Here is a 12,813-nt window from a genome sequence, read left to right on the forward strand (position 1 = left end):
CCGATGAGAACACAGCGGGACCTGTCGTCGAGAACAATCCAACCGCTCGGCAAGATCCGCGGCGCGACTTTCATGGCTGCGGCCAGCATCGACGAGAAGCTCTCAGCGGCGCGCTGTCAACTACTCGGATCCCTCGCGGCTATCGACGGCCCGCGAGCTCACGGGTGGTCGCGGAGTGGACGTTGCGCTGGACATCGGCGGAGGAGAGTTCTCGAGCAGGCGCTGCCGATCTCCCCGGAGTTCAACAAGAGCACCCCATGCGAAAACACCACGACACCCGGGATTTGCGACAAGCGCCGTCAGATTGGAATGCAGCTCCCTCGTGTTGCCCGTCACCCGTCCAAAGCGAGCCGGACTCCTGCGGTTGACTCGACCATGGGAAGCACCTCCCTGTCGCCGCCGAGGTAGGCTGCCGGAGGGAGCACCGCTGCTCGCGCTGGGCATCCCGACCACTCCGAACGGGGACCCGATGCACGAATATTCCGAACCTGAGCTGCCGCGATGGCACTGAGCGCCCTGGACCTCTACTCGATCGGCATCGGCCCGTCGTCATCGCACACGGTCGGCCCGATGCGCGCTGCGAAGCGGTTCGTCGACGGGTTGGCGGAGTCCGGCATCCTGGATCGCACCACCCGTGTTCAGGCTCAGCTCTACGGTTCGCTCGGCGCCACCGGTCGCGGCCACGGCTCCGACAAGGCGGTAATCCTCGGACTGCAGGGCGAAGATCCGGAGACCGTCGACACGGCCAGCGTCGAGTCTCGAATGGCGGACGCGCGCACGGCCGGCCAACTCCGGCTCGCCGGCACCCACATCGTGGACTTCGCCTTCAAGGAGGATGTGCTGCTGCACCGGCGCGAGTCGTTGCCCGCGCACCCGAACGGGATGACCTTCGAGGCGTTCGACGAATCGGGCGACAGCCTCTCGCTGCGCACCTACTACTCGGTCGGCGGTGGTTTCGTTGTCGACGAGCTTGCGGTGGGCGCGGACCGAGTCGTGGTTGACCCGACCGAGGTGCCGTACCCGTTCACGACAGGTCGCGAGCTTCTCGCGCACTGCGCGGAGCAGGGCATGAGCATGTCCGAGGTCATGATGGCCAACGAATGCTCCTGGCGGCCCGAGGCCGAAGTGCGCAGCCGGCTTCTGCACCTGTGGTCCGTCATGCAGGAGTGCGTGGCGGCGGGCTGCGGGCAGTCGGGCATCCTTCCTGGTGGGCTGAAGGTTCGACGCCGTGCCCCCGCCCTCTTCGCGGAGCTGACGGCGGAGGAGGACAGCGTTGATCCGATCCGCGCCATGGAATGGGTCAACCTTTTCGCTCTTGCCGTGAATGAGGAGAATGCCGCGGGTGGCCGGGTTGTCACCGCGCCGACCAACGGGGCCGCCGGGATCATCCCCGCGGTGCTGCACTATTACACGAAATTTGTGCCGGGCGCCGACGACGATGGCGTGGTGCGGGTGCTTCTTGCCGCTGCCGCTGTCGGCATCCTCATCAAGGAGAACGCGTCGATTTCCGGCGCCGAGGTGGGATGCCAGGGCGAGATCGGCTCGGCCTGCGCGATGGCCGCGGCGGGCCTCTGTGAGGTGCTCGGCGGCACGCCGGCACAGGTGGAGAACGCGGCCGAGATCGGCATGGAGCACAACCTCGGGCTGACCTGCGACCCCATCGGCGGACTCGTGCAGATTCCGTGCATCGAACGGAACGCGATGGGCAGCGTGAAGGCGATCAACGCCGCTCGCCTGGCGTTGCGTGGCGACGGTGAGCACAAGGTGTCGCTCGACAAGGTCATCCGCACGATGCGCCAGACCGGTGCCGACATGAAGAGCAAGTACAAGGAGACCTCCCGCGGGGGCCTCGCCGTCAACGTCATCGAGTGCTGATGGTGCTGAACACCGATGAATATCTCAGTGGGCTGCCCCCGGTTCAACAGGCCGCCCTTCAACAGTTGCGCGAGACCATTGCGTCGCTTGTGCCTGAAGCCATCGAAACGATCAGCACCAAGGTTCCGGCCTTTCGATATCGGGGCAAGTACCTCGTTAGTTTTAGCGCCGCCAAAGACCATCTTGCCCTGCTCGTGATGCAAGGCGACGCGATGAAAGCCCTTTCCGACGAGCTGAAAACTCACAATGTCGGGAGCAGGATCGTCCGGTTCACGCCAGAAAAGCCGTTGCAAATAAGTCTGGTTGAAAAGATAGTGCGATTTCGTCAGGCCGAGATTGACATGAAGGCTCGGCGTTAGATTTCTCGCATCGGATTCAGCGGACACCACCGGGAGATGCACCCAGGCGGTCGCCCAGGCATGACTGCGCAACGTGCGCGCGGCTGACGGCCGCGTGACTCTGCGGGCGGGCCGTCGCCGTCGCTTGCCAAGAACATTCCCGGAATGTATATTACTAGTAATATAAATCCCGGGAAGGTAAAACATGACATCCGAGGCGTTGTTCGCAGATCTCGTCGGCCTCGAGATCGAACTGTGGGGTGCGCTTGATGCCCGCCTGCGCGCCGAGCTCGGCCTGCCGCTGAGTGACTGCGAGGGGCTGAGAGTCATCGCGGCCCGTGGCAACTCCCGGGTCAACGACCTCGCGGATGACCTCGTCATCACCGTCGGAGGCGCGAGCAAGCTCGCGGATCGGCTCGAGCGAGCAGGACTCGTTACGCGGCAAGCTAACCCCGACGACCGGCGTTCCTCGGTACTCCAACTCACCGATACCGGGATAGCAGCGCGCGAGCGCGCGGCCGAGCTGGTGCGCGCCGAGCTGGCTATCCGGGTCGACGCCCGGCTCAGTGCCGACGAGCGGCGCGTGCTCGCCGAGGCACTGCACAAACTTCGGTTCCGCACCGCGGATACCGTCAAAACCACCTCGAAAGGAAATGACTAATGCCCTGGGATCCACAACTCTTCTCCGCCAAATTCCTCAGCGACGTTGCGCTCGCGCAAGAGACCGAGACCGTCGGAGCCGTGCCGTACTTTGCCGGACTCCTCTCCGACGACCCCGACGCTCTCGTGCGCTCCTTCGCCGGCGAGCCGCAGCTTCACCACCCCAGCCAGGGTCGGGTGAAGGGTGCCGCGGCGTTCACGCGCTACATGCGCCAGACCGCCGCCGACCTGAAGGCACGGAACGCAGAGGTGGAGCCCGTCGACCTCATCGTGACCGAGTCGCGCAGCATCGAAGAGGTAGTGCTGAGCTACGACGGTGACGACGGACGCATCCGTCTTCTCATGGCTATCGTCGCCGACCGCGAGCCTGGCGGGTTGATCGTCGAACTGCGGCTGTACCACAGCACCTGGCCGATCACCGGCGGGCATGCCATCCGGCAACCGCTTCTGCAGGCCGACCCCGACCTGAACGAACCGCCCATCATCGCCGAGTACTTTCATGCCCTCGCCGCGGGCGACACTGAGCGCATTCTCGCGACGCTTGAACCGGATGCCTCGATCCGGGAGCCCGCTGGCGACCAGTTCGTGCACCGCGGTCTCGACGATCTGCGCGGGATGTACACGTTCTTCTTCTCGAACGGCGGCGGCGTCGTGCTCGAGCACTGCAGCATCACGGACGACGGTCGCGCGAGCGCTCTCGAGTACAACGTCGTGAAGTGGGGGACGACGGTGATGCCGCCCGAGGCCGGTATTGCGGTGTACGTGCTCGGCGATGGCGGCAAGATCGCGACCGTGCGCATCTACGACGACTCGAACCCGCCGCTCAAGTACTGACGCCTCACCGCACATCGAGTGCTGATCGTCCCGCACGCTGTCACGTCGACAGCTAGGCGTACGTCGTTGCGAGCAGCTGATCGATGATGCCGATTTCATAGTTCTGGATGCTCGCCATGCGTTCGGCGGTCGAGCGCACGGTCGCGATCGCCGCGCCCTCCCGCGCCATCTCGGCCATGTGCACGCCGCCGACATGGTGGGCTCTCATCAAGCTGAGGAAGAGGCGACCCTGAGCCAGCCCCGTCGTGGTGGCGAGCGAGCTCATCTGTTCGTCAGTCGCCAATCCCATCATTTCTGATGCAGGCATTTCCATGCCCATCCACCCCATCACCGTGGCGGGCGGGGCGGTGCTCTCGCCCCACACCGCCAACCAGGTGTGCATGACCCCGCGCTCGAACGATTGATTCTGCAGGATGTCTGCGGCCAGCGCCTGCACGGAGTCGCCGTTGTCCCTCCCGATGACCCGTTGACACATGGCGAGTGCCTGCTCGTGGTGCAGAGCCATGTCGGTGAAGAATCCGATGTCGACCTCGTTGGGTGATTCGGTGGTGCCGCTGCCGGTGGACCCATCGGTCGTTGTGCACGCGGTGAGTGCCGCGACCGCCACGGCGAACGCCCCGAGGGCGAGAAAGTTTCGGCGGGCCGTGCTGGGAGCCGAGCTGGATGCGCGGCCGAGGCTGCGCATACTTAGCCGCCTATCCCGCCAGCTCCGGGACCGGGGCCTGCAGCATTGTTGCCGCCGAGCGCGCCGTCAGCGACGTTGCCGTAATAGCAGCCCAACAAATAGGGGAACGTAGTTGTCGAGTAGTAGCGGTACTGACCGTCGCTGTCGACGCGACCATTGCACTGATCGAGATCGCCTGACCCCTCGACGTAGCTATGGGCTGCCCAGGTGTCTGTGGCGAACTGCGATTCGTCGGTGAGCTGCCAGCTGCTCGTGAGCTGAACAGTCGCGCTGCAGCCGGCATCCGCGCAAACGACGCCCGACATGATGGGGTAGCCGTCGGCTGCCCATCCGATGATGAGCGAGTCGCCGGTTGCAACCTCGTCGGCGCCGTAGAGGCAGTCGACGCCATCGGCGAAGCCGAACCAGTGGATGTGGAAGTCGGTGGGGCCGCTGTGGCTGCCGCACTCTGAGAGAGCGCCTTCGAGGGATTTCACATCACCGCCGGTGCCTTCGGTGGGCCCGTAAAGCGGAACACCGTCGACCGCAACACCAAGGGCGCCAAGCAGGGGCACCGCAGAGGGCTCATCGGCGACCGTGGGGTTCACCGGAATGGTCATCGTGACTTCGGAGACCCTGGGAGATCCCGGGGTGGTCGCGATATAGAGGTAATCGGGAATGCTGTTGCTCTGGATGATAAGACTGTCGCCATCGCAGGTCGCCGATAGTTCAGGGTCGACCAGGTCAGGATTCACACTTTCCACATTGCGCAGGGTCGCGGCCATTGCGTCGCAGTCGCCATTAGACGCCGCGAACGTTGCCACTACGGGCTCAGTTGTTGCCTCAGCCGTTGGAGTGGTCGTCTCAACCACTACGGGTTCGGCCGCAGTGCAGCCGGCGAGGGCCAGCATCAGCGCGCTCGTTGCGGCGGCGGTGATAATTCGTCGTCTCATCATGTCTCCCTATAGTGATGTGCCCATCGTGGCGACTATTCCTATGAAACTCGTGTGGCGCGAGAGGTATCGGTCTCAGCGGCATCCATAGGCGTTGCATAGCGTCCACACAGAGTCGGCCAAAGACCGACCGGCACGCTGGATGACATGATCACCCCATCCCGCACAGTGACCAGAAGCGTTGCGGCCTTCGTCGGCATCGGACTCGTGGCGGCGAGCCTCACCGCCTGCTCGGTATCCACGACAGCCACGACCGACACGAGCATCGCCCCAACCGGCGTCACGGCTGCGCTGTGGGATTCGAGCGCCGTGCACAGCATCGAACTCGTGGTCGACCCCGCAGAACTGCAGGGGCTCATCGACACCTACCTGGCCACGGGCGACAAGGAGTGGGTGAGCGCCACGGTCGTCATCGACGGGCAGACCTTCACCGACGTCGGCCTCAAGCTCAAGGGCAATTCGAGCCTGCGGGTGGTGACGGCTGACAGCGACCCGGCGTCGCTGCCGTGGGTGATCCGGCTCGACAAGTTCGTCGACGGCCAATCCCTGGACGGCGAGACCGAACTGGTGGTGCGGGGGAGCAGCACCGAGACCGCGATCAACGAGGCGGTTGCGCTGGAGATGCTGGCGCTGGCCGGGCTCGCGAGCGAGGAGGCCGTGTCATCCCGTTTCAGCATCAATGGCGGCACCACCGAGCTGAGGCTCGTCATCCAGAACCCCAACGACGGCTGGGACGAGCAGGAATTCGGCGCCACCGGGCTGCTCTACAAGGCCGAGAGCGGCGGTGACTACACCTACCGCGGCGACGACCCCGAAAGCTACACCGACATCTTCGATCAGGAAGCGGGAGACGACAACCTCGAGCCCCTGATCACCTTCCTGCAGTTCATCAACGAGTCGGATGACGCGACCTTCGCTGCCGACCTCGACCAGTACCTCGACGTCGACGCGTTCGCCACCTACCTCGCGTACCAGGACCTCGTCGACAACTTCGACGACATCGACGGAGCCGGCAACAACTCCTACCTGCACTACGACGAGACGACGGGGATCATGACGGTCGTGAACTGGGACCTGAACCTCGCCTTCGGCACGGCAAACGTCGACGGCGGAGGAGGGGCTCCCGGAGCGAACGGCGGCCAGCCCGGGCAGGGAGCTGTTCAAGGTCAGGGCGGCCCACCGGCGGGCGACGCGCCCGCGGGCGGCGGGCAGGTCGGCGGGCAGGCCGGCGGCGGGCCGAGCAACGGCAACGTGCTCTCCGAGCGCTTCCTCGAGAACTCCGACTTCGCCGCACTGGTGACCGCAGCCAAAACCGAGCTGATCGCGACGCTGTACTCCAGCGGGGCGGCCGAGCAGGCCGTCACCGAGTGGGTCACCGTGTTCACGACCCAGGCCGACGACCTCGTGCCGACCGCCACGGTCGACCTCGAGGCGGATGCGGTGCGGGAGTCGTTCGCGCAATACCTCAGTAGCTAGGACTCTCGGGGCGGTGGGCCAAACGGCCCTACCGTCCCGCGACCCGCCGTCCTACCGTGAGGCCATGACAACGTGCGAGCCGGTAGTGCTGTGGCATGGGCTCGCGCCCTCCGAGGTTCTCGCTCGGCTGGGGGTGACCTCCGAGGGGCTGACGGCTCCGGAGGTGGTTGAACGCCGCGCCCGATTCGGACCGAACCAGCTGGAGGTTCGTAAGCGGGCGCCGCTGTGGGTGGTCGCGTTGCGGCAGTTCCGGTCGCCGCTGATCGCGATTCTGCTCATCGCGGGGGCGATCACCCTGGTGCTGCAGGACTGGATCGATGCGACCGCGATCCTCATCGTGCTGGTGCTGAACGCATCGATCGGGTTCTGGCAGGAGACGCGCGCTGAGCGCGAGATGCTCGCGCTCGCCTCGATGACCGTGCCGGCGGCGCGGGCTCTGCGCGACGGCCACGTCATCCCTCTGCCCGCGGTTGACCTGGTGCCCGGCGACATCGTCATGCTCGAGAGTGGGGAGCAGATCGCCGCAGACATCCGCGTGCTCGACGCTCATGTGCTGCAGGTAGACGAGTCGATGTTGACGGGCGAATCGGAGCAGGTGCAGAAGGTTCCGGCTGCCGTTTCCGAGCATGCCGGGTTGGGCGACCGCCTGGGGATGCTCTACAGCGGCACCTTCGTCACCTCCGGCCGGGGCCGGGGCGTGGTCGTGGCGACGGCCCGCGACACCGAGCTCGGTCGCATCAACGAACTGGTGCAGACGACCTCGGAGCGCACGCCACTGCAGCAGAGCATCCGCAGCCTGGAGCGCCGCATTGGCATCTTTGTCGCCGCCGTTGCCGCCACAGTAATCGTCACCGGACTCGTGCTGGGCGAAAACCTCGAGACGGTGTTCCTGTCGGCGATCGCCATGGCGGTGGCCACGATCCCCGAAGCTCTGCCGGTGGTGATGACGATCGCCCTCGCGATCGGGGTGCGCCGGATGGCCGCTCAGGGGGCAATCGTGCGCACACTGCCGGCCGCCGAGACTCTCGGCTCGACCACTGTCGTTGCGAGCGACAAGACGGGCACGCTGACCGAGAACCGGCTCACCGTCGAACGACTCTGGGTGCCCAGCGACGGTGTTCTCGAGGTCTCCGGTCTCCCGCATCCACCGGCCGGGGTGCTGCGCAACCTGGTGGAAGCGGGAGCGCTCGTGAACGAGTCGCACGCCCCCGTCGATGAGGAGCACGGGTTCATCGGGGACTCGGTCGACGTGGCGCTCGCCACCCTGGCGCGCGCCCTCGGTGTGACTCGCGGTGGCAGCGAGCTGCCCGATCAGGTGGCGCACCTGCCGTACGAACCGCAAAACCGTTACTCACAATCGCTACGTCGGGACGGTGAGGGCAGCGCGCCGCTCACGCTCTATGTGAAGGGTGCCACAGAGCTCGTGCTCTCGATGTGCTCGTCGGAGGACGGGGGAGGGTCTCTCGACGATGCGGCACGCCAGAGGGTGCGTGACGCGCACGACCAGCTGGCTCGCGACGGGTATCGCGTGCTGGCGCTCGCTCGCCGCCATGTGACTGCCGACGAGATCTCGGTACCCGACCTGCCATCCCCCACCGGGCTGGCCCTGCTCGGGCTTGTCGCCCTCACCGACCCGCCCAGAGCGGAGGCGCTCGAGTCAGTCGCACTCTGCGTCGGTGCGGGGATGCGCGTGATCATGGTGACGGGCGACCACCCTCTGACCGCGACGACGATCGCGCGACGGCTCGGCATCGCCCACTGCGACGACGTGATCACGGGCGACGAACTCAGCGGTCTGGATGACGCGGAACTGGCCAGGCGCGTCGCCCAGGTCGGCGTGGTCGCGCGGGTCTCGCCCTCCGACAAGCTGCGCGTCGTTCAGGCACTCCAGGCGAACGGTGAGACGGTCGCTGTCACCGGCGACGGCGTGAACGACGCGCCCGCGCTCAAGGCGGCCTCGATCGGCGTCGCCATGGGCAAGTCGGGCACCGACGTCGCCCGCGCAGCCTCGGATGTGGTGCTCACCGACGACCGCTTCGCGACGGTCGTCGAGGCGGTGCGGCAGGGACGCATCGTGTTCTCGGCGATCCGCAAGGCCACGTTCTTCCTGCTGTCGACCGGGTTCGGCATCATGCTCGCCGTCTCCATCAGCTTCTTCCTCGAGCAACCACTGCTGTTGATTCCGGTGCAGGTGTTGTGGATCAACGTCGTCACGAGCGGCCTGCAGGATGTGGCGCTCGCGTTCGAGCCTGCCGAGGGTGACGAGCTGACGCGACCTCCGCGGGCCGCGCGCGAGGGCATCCTCTCTCGCGAACTGTGGCTGCGCACCGTCATCTCGGCGAGCTGGATGGCCGGCGTGCTGCTCATCACCTTCCAGCTGGCGCTCGCCGCAGGCTACGACATCGAGCGCGTGCGCACGATCACCATGACGGTGTTCGTCATCATGAGCTTCTTCCAATCGGGCAGCGCCCGAACCGAACGCCGCTCGCTCTTCACCGTCAGCCCGTTCAGCAACCCGTTTCTCATCATCACGGCCCTCGGCGCCCTCGGGTTGCAGTGGCTGGCCATGACCTGGCCCGTCAGCGCGGCGGTGCTGGGGCTGGTGCCGCTCACCCTCGGTCAGTGGGTGGGTTGCGCGCTCGCCGCGTCGAGCGTGCTGGGGCTCATCGAGGCCGAGAAGTTTGTGCGGCGCGTGCGTGCGTCGGCACGAGCCCGCGCCGAATAGCGTTGCCGAGCGTCGCACCGCCCGAGGACGTCGCTCTGTGATCTGCCATGCTGACGATTCGCAGACGGCTGACCTACCGTGGAGTACCACCCGGAGCCGATCGACGCGGAGAAACTGCCATGAGTGACATCCCGATTGCCGATCACGCGCTGCTCTCTGATCGGCATTCCGCAGCCCTGGTGACCCGGGATGGCTCGATCGACTGGTTGTGCTTCCCGCGGTTCGACAGCGAATCGGTGTTCGCGTCGATCCTTGACGACGATGCCGGGCACTGGTCGATCCGGCCCACGGCGCCGAGCACGTCAACGCGCTCCTACGTGGAGGGATCGATGGTGCTGCAGACCACCTTCCACACCGATGAGGGAACCCTCGAACTGCTCGACGCCCTCGAGCTGGGCGACTCGACCGACCCACACAGCCTCGGCGAGAACGCCCCACATGCGCTGCTGCGCGGCGTTCACTGCACCGCCGGACGGGTCACCATCGAGATGATCTGCCGGCCCCGCCCCGAATATGGGCTGGTGGTGCCGATTCTTGCCGAGATCGAATCCGGGGTCATCGCCACGGGCGGTTCGGGCCGGCTTACCCTGTCGCTTCCCGATGCGGCAACCATCATCGATGGTGAGGTCCGGATGCAGCTGACCCTCGACGCGGGACAACATCAGTACTTCGCGCTGCAGCGCACACCCCTCGGCGAGCCGCTGCCCGGCGCGCGTACCCAGGATGAGATCGCGGCCGGCCTGGCGACCACGACCGCGAGCTGGCAGGAGTGGTCCGAGATCCACCAGAGCTACGACGGACCCTGGCGCGAGCTGGTGCACCACTCCGGACGGGTGCTGCAGGCGCTGAGCTACCAGCCCACGGGGGCGATCGTGGCCGCAGCCACAACATCCCTGCCCGAAGAGATCGGCGGCGAACGCAACTGGGACTACCGCTACGCCTGGGTTCGCGACGCCAGCTTCACCATGAAAGCCCTCTGGGTTGCTGCCTGCCCCGACGAGGCCCACGAGTTCTTCGCCTTCATGACGGCGGCCGCCGCGCACTCCCAACCCGACCGTCACCTGCAGATCATGTTTGGTGTCGGCGGTGAACACGACCTGTCTGAGCGGCTGCTTCCACAGCTCTCCGGATGGCGGGGGAGCGCACCGGTGCGGGTCGGCAACGGGGCCTGGGATCAGCCGCAACTGGACGTCTACGGCGAACTGCTTGACGCGGCATTCCGACTGCGGGAACAACTGGGTGACATCGAGCCGGCCACGCGCACCTTCCTGGTCGCTCTCGCCGACGCGGCCGCAGCGCAGTGGGAGCAGCCCGACAACGGCATCTGGGAGGTTCGAGGTGAGCCGCGCCACTTTCTCTACTCGAAGCTCATGTGCTGGGTCGCTCTCGACCGGGCGATCGCCCTGGCCGACCAGCTGCACGCCACCGACCGGGTCGCCGAGTGGTCGGCAACGGCAGCCCGAATCCGCGCTGCCATCCTCGAGGAGGGGTGGAACGAGGAGGCCGGCGCCTTCACCCAGTCCTTCGATTCGGCCGATTTGGATGCATCGTCACTGATGATCCCGATCGTCGGGTTCCTGCCGGCATCCGATCCACGCGTGCTCGCCACCGCTGACGCGATCATCGAGCGGCTCACCGACGACCGAGGACTCGTCTTCCGGTACCAGACTCACACCGGTGTCGACGGACTGGACGGCAACGAGGGCACATTCCTGCTGTGCACCTTCTGGCTCGCCCGGGTGCTCGCATCCGGCGGCCGGGTGGACGAGGCCCGAGACGTGTTCGAGAGGGCAGTAAGCCACATCAGCGACGTCGGTCTGCTCGCCGAGGAGATCGACTCGGAGACCGGCGAACAGCTGGGCAACTTTCCCCAGGCTTTCAGCCACGTCGGTCTGGTCAATGCGGCGTGGGCGATCGACCAGGCCGAGCGCGGTCATCCCGCCGACGGCGATCACTAACAGCGACGGACAGACGATGACGGTGGATGCCTTTTCAGCCCTGACCGGGCTCGTCGTGCCTGCCATCACGACCGAGCAGATGCGGGAGGTCGATCGGGTGGCGGTCGAGGAGGTGGGGCCGAATCTGCACCAGATGATGGAGAACGCCGGCAGAAACCTCGCATCGCTGTGCGTGGAGCTGCTGGGTGAGCGGTGGCCTGCCGCACCGATCGTCGTTCTGGCCGGCACCGGAGGCAATGGCGGCGGAGGTATTTGCGCTGCCCGCCATCTGGCCAACCACGGGGCCAATGTCACGGTGGTGGTGTCTGATCCGTCACGTTTGACAGGCGTGCCTGCCGACCAGCTCGCGCTGTACCGAGCAACCGACGGGCGACTCGCGGGCATTCGTGACCTCGGGACGCTGGATGCCGAGCTGGTGGTCGACGCTGTGCTGGGCTACAGCCTCGGAGGTGCTCCCCACGGCGCTGCCGCCGAGCTCATCACGTGGGCATCGGGCCGCACCGGCCCGGTGGTCTCGCTCGACGTGCCATCCGGGGTCGACTCCACGACGGGTGCAACCCCTGGGGTCGCCGTGCGCGCGACCCACACGATGACCCTCGCCCTACCCAAGACCGGCCTGGACGTCGACGCGGTCGGCGAGCTCTGGCTGGCAGACATCGGCATCCCCAGGGAGGTCTACCGGCGGGTCGGCATCGACCTGCCGGATGCTCTCTTCACCCCCGGCTATCGGGTGCGCCTTACCCGCGGTCCGGATGGCGGGGATCACTGACGGTCGATGGATGATCGTGCCAGTGTGTCCCAGCTCACCGAGCCCACTGTGCCGACTCGTCTAACCTCCACTGAAGAGGTCTGCCCGACGGAAGAGGCACCGCATGAGACTGCTCCTGATCGGCATCATTGTGGCGGTGCTGGCCGCCGTCGTCGCCATCGTTGCGCTGCCGCGCGGGGCTGAGCCGAGTGCGGCACCATCCAGTTCGGCACCGTCGAGTGCGGCTGAGCTGGCCGGGTCGTCTGAGCGGTATCAGCCATACAGCGAGCAGGCGCTGGCCGCGGCAGGCCCTGACGACACCGTCGTCCTGTTCTTCAGCGCCGCGTGGTGCTCGACGTGCAAGGTTCTGCGTGATGACATCGCCGCCAACCAGCAGAGCATTCCCGACGACGTGCGCATTCTGGTTGTCGACTACGACGACTCCACCGACCTCAAGCAGCAGTACGGCGTAGTGCGCCAGCACACCCTGGTGCAGATCGACCTCGACGGCGCGGGCATCGCCCGCTGGGAGCTCTCACGCTCGCTTGACGAAGTGCTCGCCACCATCGTCACGGAGTGAGT

Annotated in this window: 11 protein-coding genes; 9 read left to right on the forward strand and 2 right to left on the reverse strand. The window is 66.3% G+C overall.

Annotated elements, in window-relative coordinates; translation table 11 throughout:
- Nucleotides 1-501 precede the first annotated feature (501 nt).
- The 4 genes from QMG83_RS12755 (at nucleotide 502) to QMG83_RS12770 (ending at nucleotide 3,707) form a co-directional block, all read left to right on the forward strand.
- The gene (locus QMG83_RS12755) at nucleotides 502-1,875 is read left to right on the forward strand and encodes an L-serine ammonia-lyase (RefSeq protein ID WP_283505783.1); all 1,374 of its coding nucleotides are present in this window, start codon (nucleotides 502-504) and stop codon (nucleotides 1,873-1,875) included.
- The gene (locus QMG83_RS12760) at nucleotides 1,875-2,234 is read left to right on the forward strand and encodes an iron chaperone (RefSeq protein ID WP_283505784.1); all 360 of its coding nucleotides are present in this window, start codon (nucleotides 1,875-1,877) and stop codon (nucleotides 2,232-2,234) included. Before QMG83_RS12755 ends, QMG83_RS12760 begins: the two co-directional genes overlap by 1 nt.
- Nucleotides 2,235-2,418: 184 nt before the next feature.
- On the forward strand, nucleotides 2,419-2,874 hold the full coding sequence (locus tag QMG83_RS12765; protein ID WP_283505785.1) for a MarR family winged helix-turn-helix transcriptional regulator: 456 nt from the start codon (nucleotides 2,419-2,421) through the stop codon (nucleotides 2,872-2,874).
- Nucleotides 2,874-3,707, forward strand: a complete 834-nt coding sequence (locus QMG83_RS12770) for a nuclear transport factor 2 family protein (protein WP_283505786.1) — start codon at nucleotides 2,874-2,876, stop codon at nucleotides 3,705-3,707. Before QMG83_RS12765 ends, QMG83_RS12770 begins: the two co-directional genes overlap by 1 nt.
- A 52-nt stretch (nucleotides 3,708-3,759) precedes the next feature.
- On the opposite strand, the gene QMG83_RS12775 is transcribed toward QMG83_RS12770, so the two are convergent.
- Nucleotides 3,760-4,392, reverse strand: coding sequence for a DUF305 domain-containing protein (locus QMG83_RS12775; RefSeq protein ID WP_283505787.1), 633 nt, complete (start codon nucleotides 4,390-4,392; stop codon nucleotides 3,760-3,762).
- A 2-nt stretch (nucleotides 4,393-4,394) separates the two neighbouring features.
- Nucleotides 4,395-5,324, reverse strand: coding sequence for a YHYH protein (locus QMG83_RS12780; RefSeq protein ID WP_283505788.1), 930 nt, complete (start codon nucleotides 5,322-5,324; stop codon nucleotides 4,395-4,397).
- 147 nt (nucleotides 5,325-5,471) lie between these two features.
- Here QMG83_RS12780 and QMG83_RS12785 point away from each other — a divergent pair, with 147 nt between their 5' ends.
- The 5 genes from QMG83_RS12785 (at nucleotide 5,472) to QMG83_RS12805 (ending at nucleotide 12,811) form a co-directional block, all read left to right on the forward strand.
- Nucleotides 5,472-6,800 carry a CotH kinase family protein gene (locus tag QMG83_RS12785; protein ID WP_283505789.1) on the forward strand — a complete coding sequence of 443 codons (1,329 nt, stop codon included), beginning with the start codon at nucleotides 5,472-5,474 and terminating at the stop codon, nucleotides 6,798-6,800.
- Nucleotides 6,801-6,864: 64 nt separating this feature from the next.
- Nucleotides 6,865-9,525 (forward strand): cation-translocating P-type ATPase, encoded by a 2,661-nt coding sequence (locus QMG83_RS12790; RefSeq protein ID WP_283505790.1) that lies wholly within the window; start codon nucleotides 6,865-6,867, stop codon nucleotides 9,523-9,525.
- 119 nt (nucleotides 9,526-9,644) lie between these two features.
- The gene (locus QMG83_RS12795) at nucleotides 9,645-11,483 is read left to right on the forward strand and encodes a glycoside hydrolase family 15 protein (protein ID WP_283505791.1); all 1,839 of its coding nucleotides are present in this window, start codon (nucleotides 9,645-9,647) and stop codon (nucleotides 11,481-11,483) included.
- Between the two features lie 16 nt (nucleotides 11,484-11,499).
- Nucleotides 11,500-12,252 carry an NAD(P)H-hydrate epimerase gene (locus QMG83_RS12800; RefSeq protein ID WP_283505792.1) on the forward strand — a complete coding sequence of 251 codons (753 nt, stop codon included), beginning with the start codon at nucleotides 11,500-11,502 and terminating at the stop codon, nucleotides 12,250-12,252.
- Nucleotides 12,253-12,355: 103 nt separating this feature from the next.
- Nucleotides 12,356-12,811, forward strand: a complete 456-nt coding sequence (locus QMG83_RS12805; RefSeq protein WP_283505793.1) for a thioredoxin family protein — start codon at nucleotides 12,356-12,358, stop codon at nucleotides 12,809-12,811.
- The last annotated feature ends 2 nt before the right edge of the window (nucleotides 12,812-12,813 follow it).

The organism is Salinibacterium sp. G-O1 (assembly GCF_030063305.1).
In the GTDB taxonomy this organism is placed as follows: domain Bacteria; phylum Actinomycetota; class Actinomycetes; order Actinomycetales; family Microbacteriaceae; genus Rhodoglobus.

What these genes read in the sequence shown, in the direction of transcription:
- QMG83_RS12760 (WP_283505784.1), top strand. Translation starts at nt 1,875, where the DNA reads ATGGTGCTGAACACCGATGAATATCTCAGTGGGCTGCCCCCGGTTCAA.
- QMG83_RS12780 (WP_283505788.1), bottom strand. Translation starts at nt 5,324, where the DNA reads ATGAGACGACGAATTATCACCGCCGCCGCAACGAGCGCGCTGATGCTG.
- QMG83_RS12765 (WP_283505785.1), top strand. Translation starts at nt 2,419, where the DNA reads ATGACATCCGAGGCGTTGTTCGCAGATCTCGTCGGCCTCGAGATCGAA.
- QMG83_RS12775 (WP_283505787.1), bottom strand. Translation starts at nt 4,392, where the DNA reads ATGCGCAGCCTCGGCCGCGCATCCAGCTCGGCTCCCAGCACGGCCCGC.
- QMG83_RS12805 (WP_283505793.1), top strand. Translation starts at nt 12,356, where the DNA reads ATGAGACTGCTCCTGATCGGCATCATTGTGGCGGTGCTGGCCGCCGTC.
- QMG83_RS12790 (WP_283505790.1), top strand. Translation starts at nt 6,865, where the DNA reads ATGACAACGTGCGAGCCGGTAGTGCTGTGGCATGGGCTCGCGCCCTCC.
- QMG83_RS12755 (WP_283505783.1), top strand. Translation starts at nt 502, where the DNA reads ATGGCACTGAGCGCCCTGGACCTCTACTCGATCGGCATCGGCCCGTCG.
- QMG83_RS12785 (WP_283505789.1), top strand. Translation starts at nt 5,472, where the DNA reads ATGATCACCCCATCCCGCACAGTGACCAGAAGCGTTGCGGCCTTCGTC.
- QMG83_RS12800 (WP_283505792.1), top strand. Translation starts at nt 11,500, where the DNA reads ATGACGGTGGATGCCTTTTCAGCCCTGACCGGGCTCGTCGTGCCTGCC.
- QMG83_RS12770 (WP_283505786.1), top strand. Translation starts at nt 2,874, where the DNA reads ATGCCCTGGGATCCACAACTCTTCTCCGCCAAATTCCTCAGCGACGTT.
- QMG83_RS12795 (WP_283505791.1), top strand. Translation starts at nt 9,645, where the DNA reads ATGAGTGACATCCCGATTGCCGATCACGCGCTGCTCTCTGATCGGCAT.